Annotated in this window: 20 protein-coding genes; 16 read left to right on the top strand and 4 right to left on the bottom strand. The window is 44.9% G+C overall.

All coding sequences use genetic code 11. From position 1 onward, the window contains the following. Window positions 1–27 precede the first annotated feature (27 nt). From DS742_RS08955 to DS742_RS08945, 3 genes are all read right to left on the bottom strand, one after another. On the bottom strand, window positions 28–738 hold the full coding sequence (locus tag DS742_RS08955) for a hypothetical protein (RefSeq protein WP_117416649.1): 711 nt from the start codon (window positions 736–738) through the stop codon (window positions 28–30). Next, a complete protein-coding gene (locus DS742_RS08950) occupies window positions 722–2,317 on the bottom strand; it encodes a DUF1538 domain-containing protein (RefSeq protein WP_117416686.1) in 1,596 nt (531 codons plus the stop codon). The genes DS742_RS08955 and DS742_RS08950 overlap by 17 nt, the downstream gene beginning before the upstream one ends. Before the next feature lie 104 nt (window positions 2,318–2,421). Next, the gene (locus tag DS742_RS08945; RefSeq protein ID WP_117416648.1) at window positions 2,422–3,663 is read right to left on the bottom strand and encodes a cation:proton antiporter; all 1,242 of its coding nucleotides are present in this window, start codon (window positions 3,661–3,663) and stop codon (window positions 2,422–2,424) included. Between the two features lie 299 nt (window positions 3,664–3,962). Here DS742_RS08945 and DS742_RS08940 point away from each other — a divergent pair, with 299 nt between their 5' ends. After that, window positions 3,963–5,120, top strand: a complete 1,158-nt coding sequence (locus DS742_RS08940) for an MFS transporter (RefSeq protein WP_117416647.1) — start codon at window positions 3,963–3,965, stop codon at window positions 5,118–5,120. On the opposite strand, the gene DS742_RS08935 is transcribed toward DS742_RS08940, so the two are convergent. Further along, entirely contained in the window at window positions 5,117–6,094 is a 978-nt protein-coding gene (locus tag DS742_RS08935) for a substrate-binding domain-containing protein (protein ID WP_117416646.1), read from the bottom strand. The genes DS742_RS08940 and DS742_RS08935 overlap by 4 nt on opposite strands. A gap of 285 nt (window positions 6,095–6,379) precedes the next feature. Here DS742_RS08935 and modA point away from each other — a divergent pair, with 285 nt between their 5' ends. The 15 genes from modA (at window position 6,380) to DS742_RS08860 (ending at window position 21,865) form a co-directional block, all read left to right on the top strand. Further along, window positions 6,380–7,282 carry a molybdate ABC transporter substrate-binding protein gene (gene modA / locus DS742_RS08930; protein WP_117416645.1) on the top strand — a complete coding sequence of 301 codons (903 nt, stop codon included), beginning with the start codon at window positions 6,380–6,382 and terminating at the stop codon, window positions 7,280–7,282. A gap of 28 nt (window positions 7,283–7,310) precedes the next feature. Further along, window positions 7,311–8,009, top strand: coding sequence for a molybdate ABC transporter permease subunit (modB, locus tag DS742_RS08925; protein ID WP_117416644.1), 699 nt, complete (start codon window positions 7,311–7,313; stop codon window positions 8,007–8,009). A 1-nt stretch (window position 8,010) separates the two neighbouring features. Beyond that, window positions 8,011–9,063: a sulfate/molybdate ABC transporter ATP-binding protein gene (locus tag DS742_RS08920; RefSeq protein WP_117416643.1), complete on the top strand. Its 1,053-nt coding sequence runs from the start codon at window positions 8,011–8,013 to the stop codon at window positions 9,061–9,063. Window positions 9,064–9,115: 52 nt separating this feature from the next. Next, entirely contained in the window at window positions 9,116–9,367 is a 252-nt protein-coding gene (locus tag DS742_RS08915; RefSeq protein WP_437126134.1) for a TOBE domain-containing protein, read from the top strand. Window positions 9,368–9,695: 328 nt separating this feature from the next. Further along, window positions 9,696–10,514, top strand: coding sequence for a nitrogenase iron protein (nifH, locus tag DS742_RS08910; protein ID WP_117416642.1), 819 nt, complete (start codon window positions 9,696–9,698; stop codon window positions 10,512–10,514). Between the two features lie 25 nt (window positions 10,515–10,539). After that, window positions 10,540–10,863 carry a P-II family nitrogen regulator gene (locus DS742_RS08905; protein WP_117416641.1) on the top strand — a complete coding sequence of 108 codons (324 nt, stop codon included), beginning with the start codon at window positions 10,540–10,542 and terminating at the stop codon, window positions 10,861–10,863. Between the two features lie 14 nt (window positions 10,864–10,877). After that, window positions 10,878–11,261: a P-II family nitrogen regulator gene (locus DS742_RS08900; protein ID WP_117416640.1), complete on the top strand. Its 384-nt coding sequence runs from the start codon at window positions 10,878–10,880 to the stop codon at window positions 11,259–11,261. Between the two features lie 15 nt (window positions 11,262–11,276). Further along, window positions 11,277–12,875, top strand: a complete 1,599-nt coding sequence (locus DS742_RS08895) for a nitrogenase component I subunit alpha (protein ID WP_117416639.1) — start codon at window positions 11,277–11,279, stop codon at window positions 12,873–12,875. Next, entirely contained in the window at window positions 12,875–14,248 is a 1,374-nt protein-coding gene (locus DS742_RS08890) for a nitrogenase component 1 (RefSeq protein ID WP_117416638.1), read from the top strand. Before DS742_RS08895 ends, DS742_RS08890 begins: the two co-directional genes overlap by 1 nt. 84 nt (window positions 14,249–14,332) lie before the next feature. Next, window positions 14,333–15,688: a nitrogenase iron-molybdenum cofactor biosynthesis protein NifE gene (gene nifE, locus DS742_RS08885; protein ID WP_117416637.1), complete on the top strand. Its 1,356-nt coding sequence runs from the start codon at window positions 14,333–14,335 to the stop codon at window positions 15,686–15,688. Between the two features lie 18 nt (window positions 15,689–15,706). Further along, complete coding sequence (locus tag DS742_RS08880; protein ID WP_117416636.1) at window positions 15,707–18,337, top strand: nitrogenase component 1; 2,631 nt, start codon at window positions 15,707–15,709, stop codon at window positions 18,335–18,337. 13 nt (window positions 18,338–18,350) lie between these two features. Beyond that, window positions 18,351–18,659: a 2Fe-2S ferredoxin gene (locus DS742_RS08875; RefSeq protein ID WP_117416635.1), complete on the top strand. Its 309-nt coding sequence runs from the start codon at window positions 18,351–18,353 to the stop codon at window positions 18,657–18,659. A gap of 48 nt (window positions 18,660–18,707) precedes the next feature. Continuing rightward, a complete protein-coding gene (locus DS742_RS08870; protein WP_117416634.1) occupies window positions 18,708–19,691 on the top strand; it encodes a homocitrate synthase/isopropylmalate synthase family protein in 984 nt (327 codons plus the stop codon). Further along, window positions 19,666–20,487, top strand: coding sequence for a hydroxymethylglutaryl-CoA lyase-like TIM-barrel protein (locus tag DS742_RS08865; RefSeq protein ID WP_117416633.1), 822 nt, complete (start codon window positions 19,666–19,668; stop codon window positions 20,485–20,487). The genes DS742_RS08870 and DS742_RS08865 overlap by 26 nt, the downstream gene beginning before the upstream one ends. After that, the gene (locus tag DS742_RS08860; protein WP_117416632.1) at window positions 20,471–21,865 is read left to right on the top strand and encodes a TCP-1/cpn60 chaperonin family protein; all 1,395 of its coding nucleotides are present in this window, start codon (window positions 20,471–20,473) and stop codon (window positions 21,863–21,865) included. The genes DS742_RS08865 and DS742_RS08860 overlap by 17 nt, the downstream gene beginning before the upstream one ends.

Below are 21,865 nucleotides of genomic sequence, written 5' to 3'. Positions count from 1 at the left end.
GCCTAAGTGTCAACAAACCCGGTCCTATTATTTTATAAGTGTGTTTAAACCTGCCACATCATCAACCGGAATAGAGAATGTGATGGCGTGCTCTCCGGTTTCTTTTAATACGGTTTCACAGATGGATTTTAAAATCGCCGGTTTGTCTGTTTTGGGAACCAGCATAAGAAGAATTTCTTTCTCATTTGAAACTGTCATTCCTAACAGCTTTTTGGAAGAATCACCGCCCATTTCTCTTGCCTTTATAAGTGTGCCGCCTTTGCATCCTGCAATTCGTGCGGCCTCCATAACAGGGGTTGAAAGGTCTGTATGAATGACGGATGCGATTAACTCGTACGCGTTTGTATCTGACATAGGACGTTCCTCCTTGTGATAATCTGTAGATAAATGTTCCTGATTGCCCGTTATGCCTGGTTTCAGAAGATTGAAAGCCGCAGCGCTGATTCCGGTCAATGAGATGGTGAATACGATGCCATATCCGGGTTTATCCAGCTCCAGTTTTTTATGAAGCGCAGATAAAAGGGTATGGGAGGCTGACTGATCGGCAACTCCGATTATTAAGTCCTTTTCCGGTTCGTCCAGTCCGAGACAATCTTTAATGGCTGAACTGGCTGTTCCATGGCCTCTGACATTTAAAAGCAGTTCCTGATGATATTCTTTGAAAACGGAAGCAGCCTTTTCGCCTTTTCCACGGTCTGCAATGACCGTAATCCAGTAAATTTTATGATTGGAAGTCATCTGCTTCCTCCTTTCCTAAGTCTATAAATTCCAGTTCCATATCGATTGTGGGTATACCGGTGAAGGAACCGGATTTTTTCGTTTTGAAATGGTAGATCACCCCGATCAGCTGAATGGTGATTAAGGGTGTCATGGCAACCATGGCAACTATGCCAAAGGCATCAGTCACAATGTTTCCGCCCGCTGCTTCACATGCACCCATTGCAAACGGAAGCAGGAAGGTGGCTGTCATGGGACCGGAAGCCACGCCGCCGGAGTCAAATGCTATGGATGTAAAAATGTCCGGTACCACAAAGGACAGACCAAGTGCCAGTGCATATCCGGGAACCAAAAGTGCAAGAAGGGGGAGACCGGTTAAAATTCTTAGGACAGATAGTCCCAGTGAAACAGACATACCCACAGATAATCCTGTCATCATGGTTTTCTCGGAAACAGAGCCTCCTGTGATATCTTCCACCTGTTTATTTAATACTAAAACAGCCGGTTCAGCCTTTACAATGTAGTAACCGATGAGCATGGCGATGGGAATCATAATCCAGTTATAGGAAAGAGAGGCAAGCTGCTTTCCCAGGTAATTACCGGCCGGCATAAAGCCAACGTTGACCCCGGTTAAAAAAAGCGTGAGTCCAATGTAGGAATACACAATACCCATCAGTATTTTAATTACCTGTCTCTGCCTGAGCTTTAAGAAGAATATCTGAAAAACCACAAAAAACAGAAGAATGGGAAACAAGGCCAGAAATACTTCTTTTGCATAAACCGGGAATTCATGCTGAAAAGCCAGCCACAGATCCTGGGAATCGGTGAAAGCAGGAATTACCGTGGGCTCATAGCTGCTGGAAGAGGAACCGTAGAGCAATCCAAGAATCATAACTGAGATAACCGGTCCTACTGAGCAGAGGGCCACAAGACCAAAGCTGTCGCTGCCGGAATTTTTACTTCTGCCGGCAGAGGAAAGTCCGACGCCCAGAGCCATGATAAATGGAACTGTAATTGGCCCGGTAGTCACCCCTCCTGAATCAAAAGCCACAGCCAGAAAATCTTTTGGTACAAAAATGGCTGTAACAAAAAGTATTCCGTAGCAGATCAGAAGAAGCTTTGACAAGTTCCAGCCAAACAAAATTCTTAAAAAGGCCAGGGCAAGGAAGATTCCCACACCGGCTGCTACAAAAAGAATCAGCACCATATCAGGCACGGCAGGAGTCTGTCCGGCCAGAACCTGAAGGTCCGGTTCTGCGATGGTAATGATAAAACCAATAATGAAGCAGGCAAAAACAATAATGGGAAGTTTTTTTGATTTTGACAGATGGCTTCCTGTTTTTTCTCCGATGATCATCATGGACATATCTGCACCAAGAGTAAAAAAGCCCATTCCGACAATGAGTAAAGCTGCACCTACCAGAAACAGCATCAGCGGATCAAGCGGCATAGGTGTAATTGTTATACACAAAACCAGCACAATGCATGTAACGGGCAGAACAGATGAAAGGGATTCAATAATTTTTTCCTTTAATTTTTGTTCAAGTGAATACCTCCTGTTGTCCGTTTTTTTTTGAGCCGGGGGACATAGGAGTAAAATAGCCAAAAAGCCGTGTCCTGCCTCTCCGGCTCTGTTATATATTAAGTATAACACAAAAATAGTTGCGATTGCAACTAAAAGCCTGTTAGACTTTTGTTAATAAATTACCGGTACTTTGAAACCTCCTCGTAGTTTTCTCCCAGCCTGGTTTCTGTAAAGGGGACAGAGGGCCCAAGACGGAAAACAGGTTTTAATATAATGGGAGTGATAATGGTGGTAATAATGACAACAAGGACGACTGGTCCAAGAAAATCTCCGCTGAGGAGCCCTAGCTGCTGTCCTTTACCAGCCACAATAAGCGCGACTTCACCTCTGGAGATCATTCCCACTCCAATCCGAATGCTTTGATAATTTTTATAACCGCAGAGTTTTGCACCGATTCCGCAGCCAATTACTTTGGTTAATATGGCAGTGAGAGTTAAAAGAACTGCAAAGAGAACGATGGCAGGGGTCATGGGAGGAAGTTCCACTTTAAGACCAATGCTTGCAAAGAATACCGGTGAAAGCAGAAGATAGGACAGAGTGTCAAATTTTGAAGTTAAAAACTGGGATTTCTGGGTGTTGGATATGATGACTCCGGCGATATAGGCCCCTGTAATATCGGCTACACCGAAAAAGTGTTCCGCTATGTAAGACATAAGAAGACAGAGAGAGAAGGCAGCTATGGCGTGGCGCTGGAGGCCCCGTTCCGCGTTGTTGCTCCAACGGGAATATGCTTTATAGATCAGAACACCGCCAATGGCAGAAAAGACAAAGAATGCAGCAATTTTTAATAAAACAGCAAACAGATTGACGTTTGGATCGGTTGTGCTGGTGATGATGGTGAGTGCGATGATACCAAGTACATCATCGATTATGGCAGCTCCCAGTATGGCATTGCCCGAGTGGGTTTTTATTTTTCCGATTTCTTTCAGGGTTTCCGCCGTAATACTTACAGAAGTCGCAGTGAGAATGACTCCGATAAACATATTCTGAAGAAACAGAGAACAGGAAGCGTCTGATTCGATCATTCCCGGGCGGTTAAAGAAGCAAGCCACTGCGAAACCGCCAAACAGAGGCACAATGACACCAATCAGAGCGATGATAAACGCTGATTTACCGCTTTTTTTTAATTCCTTTGTATCCGTTTCCAGACCGGCACAGAACATGAGAACAATCACACCGATTTCAGCCAGTTTATCCAGAAACTCGGTTTCATGCAGCGTGCCTGTCACGGCCGGACCCATAATGACTCCTGCTAACAGCGCACCGACCACCTGAGGCATATGAAATTTTCTGGTGACAAGACCTAAAACCTTAGTGCTTAAAAGAATAATTGTGAGATTCAATAAAAATCTGTAATCCATACTAACCCCTCCTTATATTTATATAAGATCAACAAAATTTATCTTACTCCTCTTTAATAATACTGTCAATTGTTACTAAGAGTTTGTCTCTTCTTTACAGAAGTCCGGTTTCATGATATACTGACTGAAATAATTCTTCACTGAACCCGGAGGGCAGATTAATGCCATTATCTATTTTCTCATCATATGATCCCACGTAGAAAAAGTTGATATAATTTTTGGATTAAAAAAGCGCTGTTTTAAACAGAGCTTATTTTTGGTGCCTTTTATTCTACTAATTTTAGATCATTGGAGAAAATATGATATATAGACAGAATATATATTTACTTTATGCCATTTCCTTTTTACAGGGACTGGTATTTTATGGACCCGTTGCGACTCTTTACAGACAGGCAGCAGGTGTCAGTGTGTTTGAGATTACTGTAATTGAGAGCATTTCCCTGGCTCTTTGCATTGCACTGGAGATGCCCTGGGGGATGGTTGCGGACCGGATCGGGTACAGAAAGACCATGATTATTACCTGTGCCGTTTATTTTATTTCCAAGGCGGTATTCTGGAGAGCGGATGGGTTCGGGGGATTTTTGCTTGAGAGGGTGCTGCTCAGTGTGGTGATGGCCGGGATGTCAGGCTGCGATACCAGCATACTTTATCTTTCCAGCCGGGAAGGAGAAAGCCAGCAGACATTTGGTGTTTATCAGTCTTTCGGCATGGCAGGGCTTCTTGCTGCTTCCCTTTCCTATTCCATTTTCATTGGAAATAATTACAGGCTGGCAGGCTTTCTCACTATGGCCGCTTATGGTGTGGCAGCTGTTCTTGTTTTTGGATTAAAAGAAGTGAAGGAGCCGGAGAAAGAGAAAAAAAGCAGAAAGCATTTTTTTCGTACCTTTTTCGATGTGGTAAAAGACCGGTATTTTCTTCTTGGTATGGTGGGAATTACACTTCTTGAGGAGACGAACCAGACCATTACTGTATTTTTAAACCAGCTGCAGTATGTAAAAAGCGGCATGGAGCCAAAGACAATGGGCTTTGTTTATATCGTGGTTACCCTGTCAGGCATGGCAGGTGGTATGTGGTCTTTTCGAATGAACAGGAAAATGGGGATTCTACCTTTTTCCATCGCCCTGTTTTTTTGCGGCAGTATCTCCTGCCTGATTCTTTCCAGTACGAAAAGCGGTGTCATTTCCGTTTTATGCATCATTCTTCTCAGACTGGCCACCTGTCTGTTTACTCCGTTAAAGGCAGAACTGCAAAACCGACGGGTTACTTCTTCTGACCGGGCTACGGTTCTTAGCATCTATGCGGTAATCGGCGAGGCCTGCGGGACAGGGACCAACCTGATTTTTGGGAAGGCGGCAGCAGCGGATCTTTCCTTTGCCATGCTCTGCGGCGGGCTGCTGTGTGCCGTGGGAGGTACGTTTTTTGTGATTTTCCGCTTAAGAGAGGCTGGAAAAATTTAAGGAACTGTAAATTGGACTTCTCCTGTATGAAAGGTTTCATAACCGTTAAAGTGCAGGAGACTGTCCTTAAATTCTCTGGAATTGATTGTCTCAAGGATGGAGGCGAAACAGGTCTGTTCCATGGCAGACTTAAGAATAACCAGGTCCATGGAGGCCTCCGTTAAAGGGATGAATTCCAGCTGTGGATATGCAGCCAGATGGGAAAAATCTCCCATGCTGACATCGGCAAGTCCGGAGGCAACTGTATTGGCTGAAGACATATGGGACAGGCTTTCATCACTGTAACCCGGGATGAAGGACCTGTCTGTTTTTTGCTCTGTCAGCAGCCGGTCTAAATAAATCCGTAAGCCGTTTCCCTTCTCGCGGTTTAAAAATCTGATATCGGAGCGGCATAAATCTTTTAAGCTGTTTATTTTTTTCGGGTTTCCCTTTTGAACAAAAAAGCCTGTTTTTAGCGTACAGATATGGATGACAGCAGCTTCTATTCCGGGAAGAAAATGGCTGATCTGGCCGATCCTCTCCTCAAACTGCCGGAAACAAAAACAGGTGAGTGCCATATGCGTTTTTTCATAATAAAGGGAATACAGGCTGTTGTAATCGTTCATATAGGAATGAAGAAGGGGCAGGCTGTTTTCTCTCTGGCTTAACAGGCTGCGGAGCAGCTCAACAGTTCTGGATTCCTGGCTGTTTATAATAAGTCCGTTTGTGTGAAGAAGGTAATCCATCTGCCTGCTGGCCTGGTCGGCCGAAAAACGGGGTATGTCCATGACAGGAGGCAGCGCATCAGTAAGACCTGCGGGTTGTCCCGTCTGATTTGTTCTTGTTAAATATTCATCCAGCTGATCCTGGCTGATCCGGATCTGCTTGCCCACTTTTGCAGATTTTAATTCTCCCCGCTTAATTAGTTCGTATACGGTTGCCTTCTTGATTTTAAGCTGATCCGCCACTTCCTGGGGTCTGTAAATTTTTTCCATGTCATATCCTCTTTTCCCCTGTTCTCATTATTATTTATGTTATAACATGGTTTATTTTTTGTCAATCAAACGTGATGGTTTGTATGTTGAAAAAATTAATTAATATTTCATGGAATTTAAGAAATAATCTGAAGATGAAGGGATATTGACTTTTAATTATGGATCATATAAAATAAACTAATCATAACAAAACAGACCGAAACAGAACAAAACATAATGAAACACAGTACCAAAGAATCAGGAGCAGCCTGTGTGGATTGCTCCTCTAAAAAAAGGAGGAAAAAAATGAAAAAAGGAAAAAAATTACTGAGGATTATGATGGCGGTGTCATTGATTGGAGGACTGCTTTCAGGCTGCGGTCAGGCAGGCCCAAAAACGGTTCCAGCTTCCCAGTCTGCAGCGGCAGAATCACAGTCATCAAAACCGGCACAGGAAACGACGACTGCTGTTCAAACCACTAAGGCAGAGGAGACAAAGGCTGTTGATGTGTATGTATTTATTGCAGCAAGTCTGAAAAACACCATGGAAAAAATCAAGGAAAATTATGAAAGCGAACACCCGGGAGTAACTATCATTTACAATGCGGACAGTTCAGGCACGCTTCAGAAACAGATTGAGGAAGGTGCCCAGTGCGATATTTTCTTTTCTGCAGCACCCAAGCAGATGAATGCGTTAAAAGAAGGAGGTTTCGTAGAGGAAGGGTCTGATACAAGCCTTCTCATGAATCAAGTGGTTCTTATTAAGCCAAAGGGCGGAAAGACGACAGTTACCGGATTCGAAAATATTACGTCGGCTTCCAGTCTTGCACTTGCAGGAGAGGATGTGCCGGTTGGACAGTATGCCAGAAAGCTTTTCACCAACATGGGGATACTGGACCAGGTTATGAAGATGGAGATCAACGAAGGTGCCAATGTCACCGCAGTTTTAACAGCAGTTGCAGAAGGAAGCAATGAGGTAGGCGTGGTTTATGCCACAGACGCCGCTTCCATGCCGGACAAAGTGGAGATTATAGCAGAAGCGGATAAAGCAAAGATTGATCCGGCCGTCTATCCGGTAGGCTTAATCAAGGACAAGGAAGCCAGCGAGGACCAGAAAAAAGCAGCAGCAGAATTTAAGGATTATTTAACCAGCGATGAGAGTGTAATGAAGCTCTTTACAGATGCAGGATTTGCTAAATATACAGAATAAAACAACAGTAAGAAGGAGGTGAAATGCATTGGGGGAATTACTGAAAACCATCGACTGGAGTCCTCTCTATCTGTCTTTGAAAACAGGAATTGTGGCTACTGTACTGACCTTCTTTTTGGGAATCGGTGCAGCGAGGCAGATTATGAAGCTGAATAATACGGCAAAAGCCATTGCGGACGGGATTCTTACACTTCCCCTTGTGCTCCCTCCGACTGTGGCAGGCTTTTTTCTCCTTCTGATCTTCAGTCTGCGCAGACCATTTGGTAGATATCTTCTGGAAAACTTTGACATCAAGATGGTACAGACATGGCCGGGATGCGTTATGGCGGCATTTGTCATAGCCTTTCCTCTTATGTACCGCAATGCCAGAGCCGCGTTTGAACAGGTAGATGTAACCATGATACAGGCAGGAAGGACTCTTGGGTTGTCAGAAAGTAAAATTTTCTGGAAAATCGTGGTCCCCATAGCAGCCCCGGGACTGGCATCCGGTACGGTGCTTTCCTTCGCAAGAGCCATAGGAGAATACGGAGCGACTACCATGCTGGCAGGAAATATACTGGGTAAGACAAGAACGGTATCAGTGGCAATTGCTACGGAAGTGACTGCAGGAAACTGGGATACAGCAGGATTCTGGGTACTGGTAATCGTTTTGTTATCTTTCTTTATCGTCGCAGCAATGAACATCATATCCGGAAAAAAAATAAAAAATGGAAGCGGGTGGGCCTGACATGTCGCTGGAGGTAAGGATTATAAAAAAATTTCACGGATTTCATCTGGACGTGGAATTTGAAACTGACGGCGGATGCATGGGAATATTAGGGGCTTCCGGCTGCGGAAAAAGTATGACTTTAAAATGTGTGGCAGGGATTGAAAAACCGGACAGCGGCAGGATCGTCCACAATGGAAGGGTGCTTTTTGATTCGGAAAAAGGCATCAATCTCCCGGCAAGAGAACGCCATGTCGGTTATCTGTTTCAAAACTATGCACTGTTTCCCACCATGACTGTGGAGGAGAATTTAAAAATTTCCCTGGCAGGAAGGGAGAAGGAAAAGCGGATTCAGGTTTTAGAACAGATGGAACGTTTTCAGCTGCAGGGTCTGGAAAAACGCCTTCCCTCTCAGTTGTCAGGAGGCCAGCAGCAGCGTGTGGCGCTGGCACGGATGCTTTTATGTAAACCGGATATGATTTTGTTAGACGAACCCTTTTCTGCTTTGGATGGTTTTCTAAAAGATACCCTTCAGCTGGAGATGCTGGAACTTTTAAAGGAATTTAATGGAGATGTGCTGTTTGTTTCTCATTCCAGAGACGAGATTTACCGGTTCTGCGGCCATATGATATTGTTATCCAATGGCGAAAGTGTAGTAAAAGGACTCACTAAGGATATATTTCGAAAACCATTAAAAGTGGAAGCGGCAAGACTGACTGGCTGCAAAAATATTTCGCCAATAGAACGAATCAGTGAATATGAACTTTATGCACAGGAATGGGATATAAAACTGAAAACAGCCGAGCCCATTAGAGATTCCATTCATTATATCGGGATTAGAGGCCACAACCTGGTGCCAGTGGACAATCCTGAGGAAGAAAACACAATGAAAATTTCTCTTGCAGGAAGTGCCCATACAACCTTTCAGCGGCAATATTTAGTTCAGAACGCTTCCAGACTGTCATCTGCCAAAATCTGGTGGATCAGGGAAAAGAAAGAATATGAAGCGGAAGAAATGGAGACAATCCCATTATATTTAAAATTTCCAAAGGAAGATCTTTTGCTTTTGTCTTAATTTTATTAGGTATTCATGAAATAGATTGACAAATATGAGGAAAATAATTATTATGAATAAAAATAATACGATTAAGAGGGAGGCTGATGATATGAAACTAAGTGCCAGAAATCAGTTAAAGGGTAAGGTTGTAGAGATTGAGTCCGGTGCAGTGAATGCAATTGTAACCATAGACATCGGAGGGGGTAATTTTATATCTGCCACGATTTCCATGGCATCAGTAAATGATTTAAAGCTGGAAGTTGGGTCAGATGCATATGCCATCATAAAGGCGACTTCTGTTATGGTAGGGGTTGATTCATAAGACAGAACAGAGGAGGGGGCCGGTAATTCGGCTCCTTTTTATGATTACAGCGGCAGATTGTCAGGCTGTTATTTTTTTTAGATGGAATAATTTTTAGATAACAAGCATTAGTTTGTATAAAATACTGTAAATAAGAGATTTAAAGATTTATATTTGTGCATTGTGTTGTATTGAATTCAATGGTGAAAACATATATAGTGATAGCAACCTAAGTCGTCGACAAAACTTTAAGGTTACTTTTTCATTTTCTATTCACAAAGAGGTGGAATGGCAGGATCTGTGAGAGATCTGCCTTCCGCCTCTTCTTTTATGTAAGGAGGAATTGGTTATGAGACAGGTTGCGATCTATGGAAAAGGCGGTATCGGTAAATCCACAACGACACAGAATTTAACGGCAGGTCTGGCAGAGATGGGAAAGCACATTATGATTGTGGGATGCGATCCCAAAGCGGATTCCACCAGACTGGTTTTAGGCGGTCTGGCACAGAAGACGGTACTTGATACCCTTCGTGATGAAGGCGATGACATTGAGCTGGAGGCGGTTTTAAAGGAAGGATACGGCAAAATCAAAGGCGTGGAATCCGGCGGACCGGAGCCAGGTGTAGGCTGTGCAGGCCGTGGAATCATCACCTCCATTAATCTGCTGGAACAGCTGGGAGCCTATACCGACGATCTGGATTATGTTTTTTATGATGTTCTTGGCGATGTAGTGTGCGGAGGCTTTGCAATGCCGATCCGTGAGGGAAAGGCACAGGAAATTTATATTGTATGCTCCGGTGAGATGATGGCGCTTTATGCAGCAAATAACATTTCCAAAGGAATTACCAAGTATGCAAAGACCGGCGGGGTCCGGCTTGGAGGCCTCATCTGCAACTCCAGAAAAGTAGATAAGGAACAGGATCTTGTAGAGGCTGTGGCAGCGAAAATCGGCACCCAGATGATTCATTTTGTACCTCGAGACAATGCGGTGCAGAGAGCAGAGATCAGAAAAAGAACCGTTATCGATTTTTCCCCGGATGAGCCTCAGGCAGATGAATACCGTACTCTGGCAAGAAAAGTGGATTCCAATGAAATGTTTGTAATTCCAAATCCCATGAAGATTGATGAACTGGAAGAAATTTTAATGCAGTACGGAGTTATGGACTAAGAGGTGAGGGAGAGGAGAAAATATTATGTTATTGGTGAGAGCGATTATCAGGCCGGAAAAAGCGGATTTTGTTATGAAGGAAGCCTCAGAAGCGGGATTTCAGGCAGTGACCAAGATGGATGTATATGGACGGGGCAAACAGAAAGGAATCACGGTAGGAGATGTTCACTACGATGAGATTCCAAAAGAAATGCTGTTATTTTTCTGCAACGACGAAGATAAGGACGATCTGGTCAGAGTGATTATGAGAACCGCAAGGACTGGGGAAGGCAATTACGGAGACGGACGTATCTTTGTGTCTCCTGTAGAAGATGCTTATACCATCAGTACAGGAAAGCAGGGACTTTAGGAGGAACGATTGCTATGAAAGAGGTAATGGCATTTATCCGGGTGAACAAAATAAACCCCACGAAGAAAGCTCTGGCAGAAGGCGGATTTCCTGCATTTACCTGCAGACCGGTATTAGGAAGAGGAAAGAAACGGATTGATCCGGAGCTTTTGTCCCTGGTACTGGAAACAGGAGAGCTTCCCATGTCTCCCAAAGGAGAATATTTAACGGAGTCCTTCCGCTGGATTCCAAAAAGGCTGATCACCCTGATTGTAGAAGATCAGCAGGTAAAGGATGTGGTGGAAATACTGATAAAAACAAACCAGACAGGAAATCCCGGCGACGGAAAAATATTTGTGCTTCCCATTTATGAGGCTTACACCGTCAGAAGCGGAGAACGCACAATAGAGGCATATTGACAGGAGGTGAGGGAAATGTCAAAGGAACGAGATTTATTGCTGGATAAATATTCATCCAGAGTATTTAAAAATAGAAAAAGTCACATCACTCAGCTGGAATTCGGAGAAAATCCGGATGAGATTACAGCAAATACCAGGGCAATACCAGGGATTATTACAGCAAGGGGCTGCTGCTATGCAGGCTGTAAAGGCGTTGTGGTTGGACCGGTTAAGGATTCAGTCGTCATTACACACGGTCCCATTGGCTGTGCTTTCTATTCCTGGGGAACCAGAAGGAATAAAGCGAAACCTTCCTACGAAGGTGAACCCAATTTTGTTCCATATTCCTTTTGTACAGATATGAGGGCATCGGATATCGTATTTGGAGGAGAGAAGAAGCTGGAAGAGGGAATTGATGAGATAATGAAACTTTTCCATCCTAAGTGTATTTTCATCTGCTCCACCTGTCCCATCGGTCTGATTGGTGATGATGTGCAGGCAGTGGCAAGAAGAGTGGAGGAAAAATACGGCATTACTGCTATCGGCTATTCCTGCGAAGGCTATAAGGGAGTTTCCCAGTCAGCCGGTCATCACATCGCAAACAACGGATTGATGCGTTACGTAATCGGAAAAGGGGAAGAAGCGCCCAAAGGAAAATACAGCGTAAATATCTTAGGCGAATACAACATTGGTGGTGACGGCTGGGAACAGGAACGGATTCTTAAAAAGATTGGATATGAAGTGGTTTCTGTATTTACCGGTGACGGTTCCTATGAAACCTTAAAAAATTCCCATCTGGCAGATTTAAATCTGGTCATGTGCCACCGGTCTATCAATTACATAGCAGAGATGATGAAGACAAAATATGGAGTTGACTGGCTGAAGGTGAATTTTATCGGAGTAGGGGCTACGTCCAAATCACTGCGGATGATGGCGAAATATTTCAATGATCCGGAGCTGACGAAACGCACGGAAGAAGTGATTGCAGAGGAACTGGCGGAAATCAATGAGGATATGGAGTATTACAAATCCAAATTAAAGGGAAAAACAGCCGGAATCTTTGTGGGAGGTTCCCGTTCCCATCATTACCAGATGCTTTTAAGGGATTTTGGTATGGAAACAACCATTGCAGGCTATGAATTTGCCCATCGTGATGATTATGAGGGGCGGGAAATCATTCCTCAGATCAAGGCCGATGCAGATTCTAAAAACATCGAGGAGATTTCGGTGGAGAGGGCAGTGGGATATGAGGACAGATACTCTGAGGAGGAGTTGAAAGTTCTTAGAAATGAAGGGGTGGAACTGGATAACTACAGCGGAATGATAAAAGACATGAAGGCAGGCTATATGGTGGTGGATGACTACAACATGTTCGAGACAGACCAGCTGATTGAAGAGTATAAACCAGACATTTTCTTTTCCGGAATCAAGGATAAATATGCCATACAGCATGGCGGAGTCGTATCCCGCCAGATGCATTCCTATGACTATTCCGGACCGTATGCGGGCTTTCGGGGAGCAGTAAACTTTGGAAGAGATTTAACCATGAGTCTTTATACAAATGCCTGGTCACTGGTAAAACCGCCGTGGAAAACCATGCCGATGTTAGAAGGAACGTTAGGAGGTGCTGGCTGATGCTTGAATTAACACCAAAAGAAATTATGGAAAACCGCCACATGACCATCAATCCCTGTAAGACCTGTGAACCGGTAGGAGCGATGTTCTGCGCTCTGGGTGCCGAAAAGTGCATGCCCCATTCCCATGGATCCCAGGGGTGCTGTTCCTATCACAGAACGGTGTTGAGCCGGCATTTCAAAGAGCCTGCCATTGCTTCCTCAAGCTCCTTTACAGAGGGAGCCTCCGTATTCGGAGGACGCAGCAATATTAATACAGCAGTAAAGAACGTCTTTGATATTTATAAACCGGATATTATGGCAATACACACCACCTGTCTTTCAGAGACCATTGGTGACGACGTTGGTTCCTATATTCTGGATATGGAAGTGCCTGAGGGAAAAACAGTCCTTTATGCCAGTACACCTTCCTATGAAGGGTCCCATATTCAGGGCTTTTCCAACATGATGATTGGTTTCATGCGGTATATGACGAAGAAAACGGGAACGCCCAATGGAAAAGTAGCCATTTTCCCGGGCTGGGTCAATCCCGGAGATGACAGGGAGCTAAAACGGATTGCAGGGCTGATGGGTGCGGAATATATTTATTTTCCTGATCATGACGGAACACTGGATCATCCAATGGATGGAAAGAATGAATATTTCCATGACAATGCAGGTACCAAAGCCAAAGATATTGAAGCGCTGGGAGATTGTGAGAAGCTGATTTCCATGGGAATCTACTGTTCGCTGGAACCATCGGAGCATTTAAAAAAGGAATACAAAGTTCCTTTCTCCAATATTCCAGTCCCTGTAGGCGTCAAGCTGACAGACCAGTACATACTGGAGCTTCAGAAATTTACAAAAAAAGAGGTACCCAAAGAGCTGGAGGATGAGCGGGGCAGACTGGTGGATTTAATGCTGGATTCCCACCAGTATGTATATAAGAAGAAAGCCGCCATCTACGGAGATCCTGATATTGTGTATGGCTTCACCGCCTTATGCCTGGAACTGGGAATGAGTCCCAAATACATCATAACCGGTACCCCCAAAGCTCACTGGGAGAAAGAGATCAAAGAGCTGATGGATCAGTATGGAGTGGATGAAAGCGAATATGTGGTGAAGGCAGATACGGATTTATTTTATCTCCATCAGCTGATTAAAAATGAGCGGGTAGATCTTCTTTTAGGCTCCAGCTATGGAAAGCAGATTGCAAAAGCAGAAGATATTCCGCTGGTGCGGATGGGATTTCCTGTACTGGACCGCTACGGAAACCCCATACAGGCGACTGTAGGATATGCAGGTGCAATCCGGTATACGGAAAAGATCGTAGATGCCATGATGGACCGGCAGGACCGGGATGCGGCTGACGAAGATTTTGATGTAGTTATGTAAATCAGAAAGTGAATGGAACCAGGGAGGGAGCCGACCCCTCCCTATTTCTGTTTAAATTGGCGGGTCTTTGAAAGGAGTATGATCATGGAAACGGAGAACAGCAACAGGAATATATTGGACGCCAGGAGAAGTTCCATTGTTGTAAAAGACGGGTGCAATGGTCCGGGGGGCGGAATTTCATGTGACAGCAACAGTGTATCCGGTTCCGTATCACAGCGGGCCTGTGTATACTGCGGAGCCAGAGTTGTTTTAAATCCCATTACCGATGCCTGGCATATCGTCCACGGTCCAATCGGGTGTTCCAGCTATACCTGGGATATCAGGGGGTCCTTAACAAGCGGGGAGGACATTTACAGAAACAGCTTTTCTACGGATTTGCAGGAAACAGATATTATATTCGGCGGAATCAGAAAGCTTGAGGCAGCAGTCGATGAACTGATGGAGAAGGAAGATAACGTAAAGCTGATATTTATCTATGCCACCTGCATTGTCGGCGTGATCGGAGACGATGTGGAGGCCTTATGTAAGATGAAATCAGAGCAGTATCACATTCCTGTGATTCCTGTAAAGTCTCCCGGCTTTTCCGGTAATAAATCCACCGGCTACCGGATGGCATGTGATGCCATTATGAACGTGCTTCTTCCCCATAAAAGTGAAGAGAAGAGGACTGCCATTAACATATTAGGGGATTTTAATCTGGCAGGAGAAATGTGGATTATTAAAAATTATTTCAGGGAGATAGGGATTGATGTGATCTCCGGTTTTACCGGTGACACCTGCTATGAAGATATGATTGAAGCGCCGAAGGCTGCATTAAATATTGTCCAGTGTGCAGGCTCAAGCACCTATCTGGCAAACCGCATGGAGGAGGAATTCGGTATTCCCTTTATAAAGGTCAGTTTCTTCGGAATCGAGGATACCACCAATTCTTTAATCCGGACGGCTGAGGCACTGGGAAATGAACTGGCCAGAAAAAAGGCGGTAGAATTTTGCAGAAAGAAAGGGGAGGAGCTGGAAAACTTCTTAAGCCGGTACCGGAAAAATCTGGAGGGGAAAAAAGCCGCTATCTATGTAGGAGGGGGATTTAAGGCCATCTCTCTCATCCGCCAGTTCCAGGCTATGGGGATGGAAACTGTGGTGGTCGGAACCCAGACAGGGAAAAAGGAAGATTATGAAATGATTGAGAGTCTGGTGAAATCCGATACCATTATTCTTGATGATGCAAATCCTGCAGAGTTAGAAACCTTTATGAAAGAAAAGGGAGCGGATATTCTGGTGGGAGGTGTAAAGGAAAGACCTCTTGCCTATAAGCTGGGAATTGCATTCTGCGATCACAACCATGAAAGAAAGTTCCCGTTAGCTGGTTTTGAAGGGGTGGTCAATTTCACCATGGAAATCAATAAAAGCATAAACAGTCCGGTATGGGGATATATCAGCTGACAGAAAGGCGGAGTGACGATGAAAAGTGAAGTAAAACCTCTGGTGAATCTAAATATCAATCCCTGCAAAATGTGTATGCCTATGGGCAGTGCAACTGCATTTTACGGTCTGAAGAACTGTATGACCATCCTTCATGGTTCTCAGGGGTGTGCAACCTACATCCGCCGTCATATGGCGACTCACTACAATGAACCGGTGGATATCGCTTCCTCATCCCTGACAGAACAGGGAACGGTTTATGGCGGCAGTGAAAATCTGAAAAAGGGATTAAAAAATTTAATTGAGCTTTACCATCCGGAAATTATCGGTGTTATGACAACCTGTCTGGCGGAGACCATTGGAGAGGATGTTCCGGGAATACTCCAGTCTTTTCTGGAAGAAAATCCGGGGTACGGGGACATTACGCTGATCCCCTGCCATTCTCCCGGATATGGGGGAAGCCAGTATGAGGGATATTTTGCAGCCCTTTCTGCCATTGTTTCTTCTATTAAAATGGATGCCAAAAAGAATAATCTGGTAAATGTAATCACAGCGCCCTTAAGCCCTGCAGATACCAGATATCTAAAGAGGATGCTTTCTCTCTTTGGGATTGACGCCATTCTTCTGCCTGATTTATCCGATAATTTAGACGGTGCCCACGATCCCCGTTACAACCGTCTTCCTCATGAAGGAACGGAACTGGCCCGGTTAAAGCAGATGGGGGGAGCCAGATTTACTCTGGAATTAACCGCATTTCACCATAAGAATTCGGTGGGAGAATATCTGTCTGAAACATATGGAGTCCCTTATGAGCGGCTGTCCCTGCCGGCAGGTTTAAGAGATACAGATGCATTTTTAAATGCACTGTCCCGTATTTCCGGTAATGAAATCCCGGAGGAACTGAAAAAAGAGAGAGGGCGCTATATTGATGCCATGATTGATTCCCACAAATACCATTCTGCCGGGAGAGCCGCTGTATTTGGGGAGCCGGATCTGGTATATTCCACAGTGCGCATGATGTGTGAATGCGGAATCATGCCGGTCGTCTGTGCGGCAGGATCGGCAAGTCCAGAGCTTGACGGACTGATCAGACCGGAGATTGAAAAACTTGCGGGTCTGTATCTGGTGGACGAATATAAAATAGCAGATAAAGCAGATTTTAAGGATATTGAGGATATGGTTCTTGCCTATAAAGCCAATATCCTGACCGGCAGTTCTGACGGAAGGCGCATTGCAGAAGATTTACATCTTCCCCTGGTTCGCAGAGGGTTTCCCATTCATGACCATGTAGGGGGCCAGCGGTTAAAAATGCTGGGCTATGAAGGCTCCGTGGAATATATGGATGAGATTGCAAACCAGCTCATTGATACCGTTGAAACCACATTCCGCGAAACCTTATATGATACATACTACAAAGGCACAGCCATTGATCATAAAAAGCAGCCGGAATCGGAAGAAGAGATCATGAAACGCAAGACTAAGGAGCACCCCTGCTATAACTGCCAGGCCCATCAGTTCGCCAGAATCCATCTTCCGGTAGCCCCTGCCTGCAACGTTCAGTGCGGCTACTGTGTGAGAAAATTTGACTGTCCAAATGAAAGCCGTCCCGGAGTCACTTCTTCCATCTTATCGCCTGAAGAAGCGCTTAAGCGGTACCTGTCAGTGAAAGAAAAAATGCCGAACTTAACCGTAGTGGGCATAGCCGGACCGGGAGAAGCCCTGGAAAACTGGGAGAATGTGAAAAAAGTGTTTGAACTCATAAGGAAGGAGGATCCAAAAGTGACCTTCTGCCTTTCCACCAATGGACTGAAGCTGCCCCAGTATGCCAGGGAACTAAAGGAACTGGGAGTTTCCCATGTAACAGTAACAATGAATGCGGTTGATCCCCATATCAGCGGACAGATGTATCAATATATCCGGTTCATGGGCAGGGAATACACCGGTGACGCGGCAGGAGCTCTCATGGTGGCAAACCAGCTTGCGGGAATCAGGCTTTTAATTGCCAGTGATATATTGGTAAAAGTCAATATCGTAACAGTGAAGGGAATCAATGACAGTCATGTACCGGAGGTGGTAAAGGCTGTGAAATCACTGGGCTGCTTTATCACCAATATAATGCAGATGATTCCGGTAAAGGGAAGCGCGCTGGAGCATGTGGAGCCTGTTTCAAACAAGCAGCTAAATGAGATCAGAAAACAGTGTGAAGAGATCATGCCCCAGATGTATCACTGCCAGCACTGCCGGGCAGATGCGGTTGGAACGTTAACGGATGATAAATCTATACAATTAAAAGGATTTCTGTCTGAGGAAAAGCCGGTTTTTGTCCCTGTTCCAAAAAGCTACCGGTTTGCAGTCGCTTCTAAAAGCGGAGTCGTAGTGGATACCCACTTCGGCCATGCAAAGGAATTTTATTTATATGATTACCGGAATGGGGAAGTCCGGTTTGCAGAAAAAAGAAATGTGGAACAGTATTGTCAGGGGGAAGAGGAATGCGGGGAAAAAGAGGATAAAATTGAACGGATTATAGCTGCTTTAAACGGCTGCAACGGAGTCATTGCCATGCGCATCGGCATGGAGCCAGCCAAAAAGCTGGCAAAGCTGGGGATCAAGCCGGTGAATACCTATGACATGATTGAAGATGCGGTAAAAAAAGCGGCGGAAGCCATGTAAGAGGAGGAGAAAAATGGTACAGCCAAAATATCATGTATTTATCTGCACAAGCTGCAGAATCAACGGAACTCAAAAAGGGATGTGCTTTCAGAAAGGAGCGGTTGACTTAATCCAGGCTTTTATGCAGGAGATTGAAGACAGAGAGATGTCCGGAGAGGTGGTAATAAACAATACCGGGTGCTTTGGAATCTGTGACAAGGGGCCTGTTGTGGTGGTTTATCCGGAAGGAGTCTGGTACGGCAATGTATCCGGGGACGATGTGGAACGCATCTTTGATGAACATTTTGAGGGGGGAAAACCGGTTCGTGATTTAATGATCTAGCAGCTGTTATGACATGGAAGGGAGCACGGGAAAAAGGAGGGTTTGCTGTTGATTAAAATCATTGATGCCACACTGACTATGCTGGAGGAATATCCGTTAAAAAAGGAACTTATTTTTGAGTTTGCCCGGACCTTAGAAAGTCTTTGCGTATGGGGAGCTGTGTTAACTCCAAAAGTTTACCAGCTGATGCAGGGCGAATTACCACAGGGAATCACCTGGTATATGGAACTTCCAAATCCATCGGAAAGCGGGAAATATCCCGGAATTCATTTCTTCCTTTCCTCTTTTTGCGATGGTACCGGAAAGTATATACGCAATATTCAGGTCAATGATGTATCAGAGTTAAGAGGGCTGGAAAGTGCCGGACCGGATAATAAGCTAAGGCTTACGGGACTGGACGATTTACTCATTTATGAAAGCCGTGATATTTATGAACGGGGAATGAAGCTTTTAATCCAGGCTTCTCCCATCCTGTATCCGGAAAACTCCTGCTATTGTGCTTCTGCCATTGCGGCGGATTACTTACAAAATCACCATAACGGAACCGTGATGACCACTTTTACCGGTATCGGCAACAAGGCTGCCACCGAGCAGGTTATTCTGGCCATGAGAGTGGTGGAACGCTATAAACCCAACAACAGCTTCGAGAAGCTGGCTGACTTACGTAACATCTTTGAAGCCATGACAAATACACAGATCCCAGGTCATACACCTGTCATCGGAAGAAAGATCTTTTATATTGAATCCGGGCTGCATGTGGATGGAGTTTTGAAAAAACCATCCAATTACGAATCTTTTCCTCCGGAGCTTGTGGGAGCATCAAGAAAGGTGATCCTGGGAAAGCATTCCGGGGGTACGTCCATTCGGTATAAGCTGAAGCAGTACCATATGGAAGACTGTTGTTCAGTGGAGCATATTCTGGAAATGGTAAAACGGCTCAGCATTAAAAAGGGCGGGGAAGTAACTGATGAAGAGTTTTTAACAATTATGAGTGAGTGTGATAAGTATGAAAAGGCGAATCAAAATAGTTGATACCACTCTTCGGGATGGCGAACAGTGTCCGGGTGTCGTATTCTCACCTTCTGACAAGGTGCGTCTGGCTTTGTTTCTGGACAGCATCGGTGTTTCTGAAATCGAGGCGGGGATTTACGATGTAGGTACAGAGGGCGTTCATTATATCAGCGAAATTATGAAAAAGAAAAAGCAGGCAGCAATCTCCCTCTGGTCCAGACTAAACCCTGGGAATGTAGAGGAATCAGCCAGGCAGAAACCGGACTTAATTCATATCGGGACCCCTGTGTCTTATGCGCAGATCTATAATAAGTTAGGAAAAAATAAAAAATGGATTGAAAATTCCCTACAGGAATGTATTGTAGTTGCCAGGGATTATAACATTCCCATTACGGTAGGTTTAGAAGATGCTTCAAGGGCAGATGTGGCATTTTTAGTCTCTTTAATCCGTCTGATGAAACAAAAGGGAGTGGAGACCATTCGTCTTGCTGATACGGTTGGGGTATTGTTCCCAAAACGGGCAGGGGAACTGGTACGGGAAATAAAGCAGACAGGTATCATGATTGAGGTTCATGAACATAATGACTTTGGAATGGCAGTGGCCAATTCCATGGTCATGGCGCTGGCAGGCGCAGATCTGGTGGATGGAACGCTGCTTGGAATCGGAGAGAGGGCAGGAAATTGCAACCTCTATGAATTTGTCCATAGTGCAGCCCGTAAATTTGATTTAAGTGTCAGCAGTACGGATATCAAAAAAGGGGAAAATCTTTTAAATTCCATAATGAATGGAGGGAAGAGGAATGATTCGGAAGATTAAATTTGATGATGGCAGAAAAAAACTGGCGGAAGGAATTTTAAGTCTCTGCCGTGTTCTCTCCTTAGAAGGACAGGTGCTGGTAAACGGAGTTTACAGCTTTTCCGCTGCGGAGGTGGCAGGAAAGCTTGAGGGAACGGATTTATTTTTCAATCAGGGTATCCGTCTGGCAGCGCAGGCCATTGGTGAGATTAACCAGACTGCAGGCTGCGGAACCGGAGAGTCAGCACGTCTGGCAGCGGAGCTTCTGGCCTATTGTGAGAGAAAATCGGCATCGGGAATCAGTCCGGTACTTCTCGCCAGGGAGCTGAAGGCAGCTGCAAAAACCCTGGAAGCATTTGTCCGTGAAGAAGCGGTTCCCCTGTCTGATGCAAAAGCGGATCTGGTAGAAGCGATTACCAAAGACCGGGAGACTGCCCAAATGGTTGTTGATGGATCAAACGTGGGTGAGGTGGTTGTAAAAGATTCCATGTTTGGGGAAACAAGGCTGGAAATTACCAGAGGAATGCGTCTTGAAGGAGGGCTGGCAGTGGGAGCGGAAGGAACGGTATCGGATGCCCTGGTCCTGATTGTAAAAACCCCCATCACTTCCTTTTCAAGCCTCTATCCTCTTCTTGAAAAGACCGGACAGCAGAATTTATTCATTCTGGCTGACGGGATAGAGGGGGAAGCTCTGACTCTTCTTAATGCAAATGTAAAGCAGAACCGCATTCATGTAAGAGCCATGAAAGCGCCGGGAATGGGCAGGAGAAAAGAGGATCTGTTAGAGGACGCTGCGGTGTATACGGATACGGTGGTTTTTGACGGTATTTATCCTTGCAGAATAGAAGAAGTTTCGAAAGCCATGCTGGGGCGGGCAAAAACGGTGACAGCTGCCGGTTCCTATACGGTTATGGAGGGAAATTCGGATAACAGCCGGATTTGCAGACGGATTGAGGGGATAGAAGAACGCATCCGCGATCCCAAAACCAATTATTATGATAAGCAGAAATTAAGAGAAAGAATTGCAGGATTAATGGGCTGTGCCCCTGTGATTTATGCAGGCGGATACACAACCTTACAGGCGAAGGAAGAGAAAAGAAGAATCGAATCTGCAGTTGCCTATTATCAGTCGGTGAAGCAGTATGGAGTACTAAAAAAAGATGATTTAAACAACTTTCCGGCCGGAACAGAAGCAGAAAGGTTCCTGAAAGAGTCCATGAGACAAAGCTTTAAAAAAGAGGAAATCAGCGCATATCTGCTTATCCTGATGATTCAGAAGATCTGCGGGCTGATTGTCATGTGGCTGACAACCGGAGCCGTCATGGTGAGTACCGGATATGACAGAGAAGATTTGGAGCTGATAAAAAGCGGAGTGGATATAGAAAGGTTAAGGGGCTGA

The organism is Lacrimispora amygdalina (genome assembly GCF_003432035.1).
GTDB lineage: Bacteria > Bacillota > Clostridia > Lachnospirales > Lachnospiraceae > Lacrimispora > Lacrimispora amygdalina.
The sequence above is the reverse complement of the archived record's forward strand: the minus strand, read 5'-3'. Positions and strand labels throughout refer to the sequence as shown.

Excerpts from the sequence above, each read along its gene's own strand:
- DS742_RS08955 (WP_117416649.1), bottom strand. The coding sequence starts at position 738 with ATGACTTCCAATCATAAAATTTACTGGATTACGGTCATTGCAGACCGT.
- DS742_RS08945 (WP_117416648.1), bottom strand. The coding sequence starts at position 3,663 with ATGGATTACAGATTTTTATTGAATCTCACAATTATTCTTTTAAGCACT.
- DS742_RS08940 (WP_117416647.1), top strand. The coding sequence starts at position 3,963 with ATGATATATAGACAGAATATATATTTACTTTATGCCATTTCCTTTTTA.
- DS742_RS08935 (WP_117416646.1), bottom strand. The coding sequence starts at position 6,094 with ATGGAAAAAATTTACAGACCCCAGGAAGTGGCGGATCAGCTTAAAATC.
- modA (WP_117416645.1), top strand. The coding sequence starts at position 6,380 with ATGAAAAAAGGAAAAAAATTACTGAGGATTATGATGGCGGTGTCATTG.
- DS742_RS08920 (WP_117416643.1), top strand. The coding sequence starts at position 8,011 with ATGTCGCTGGAGGTAAGGATTATAAAAAAATTTCACGGATTTCATCTG.
- DS742_RS08915 (WP_437126134.1), top strand. The coding sequence starts at position 9,116 with ATGAATAAAAATAATACGATTAAGAGGGAGGCTGATGATATGAAACTA.
- nifH (WP_117416642.1), top strand. The coding sequence starts at position 9,696 with ATGAGACAGGTTGCGATCTATGGAAAAGGCGGTATCGGTAAATCCACA.
- DS742_RS08905 (WP_117416641.1), top strand. The coding sequence starts at position 10,540 with ATGTTATTGGTGAGAGCGATTATCAGGCCGGAAAAAGCGGATTTTGTT.
- DS742_RS08900 (WP_117416640.1), top strand. The coding sequence starts at position 10,878 with ATGAAAGAGGTAATGGCATTTATCCGGGTGAACAAAATAAACCCCACG.
- DS742_RS08895 (WP_117416639.1), top strand. The coding sequence starts at position 11,277 with ATGTCAAAGGAACGAGATTTATTGCTGGATAAATATTCATCCAGAGTA.
- DS742_RS08890 (WP_117416638.1), top strand. The coding sequence starts at position 12,875 with ATGCTTGAATTAACACCAAAAGAAATTATGGAAAACCGCCACATGACC.
- nifE (WP_117416637.1), top strand. The coding sequence starts at position 14,333 with ATGGAAACGGAGAACAGCAACAGGAATATATTGGACGCCAGGAGAAGT.
- DS742_RS08880 (WP_117416636.1), top strand. The coding sequence starts at position 15,707 with ATGAAAAGTGAAGTAAAACCTCTGGTGAATCTAAATATCAATCCCTGC.
- DS742_RS08875 (WP_117416635.1), top strand. The coding sequence starts at position 18,351 with ATGGTACAGCCAAAATATCATGTATTTATCTGCACAAGCTGCAGAATC.
- DS742_RS08865 (WP_117416633.1), top strand. The coding sequence starts at position 19,666 with ATGAAAAGGCGAATCAAAATAGTTGATACCACTCTTCGGGATGGCGAA.
- DS742_RS08860 (WP_117416632.1), top strand. The coding sequence starts at position 20,471 with ATGATTCGGAAGATTAAATTTGATGATGGCAGAAAAAAACTGGCGGAA.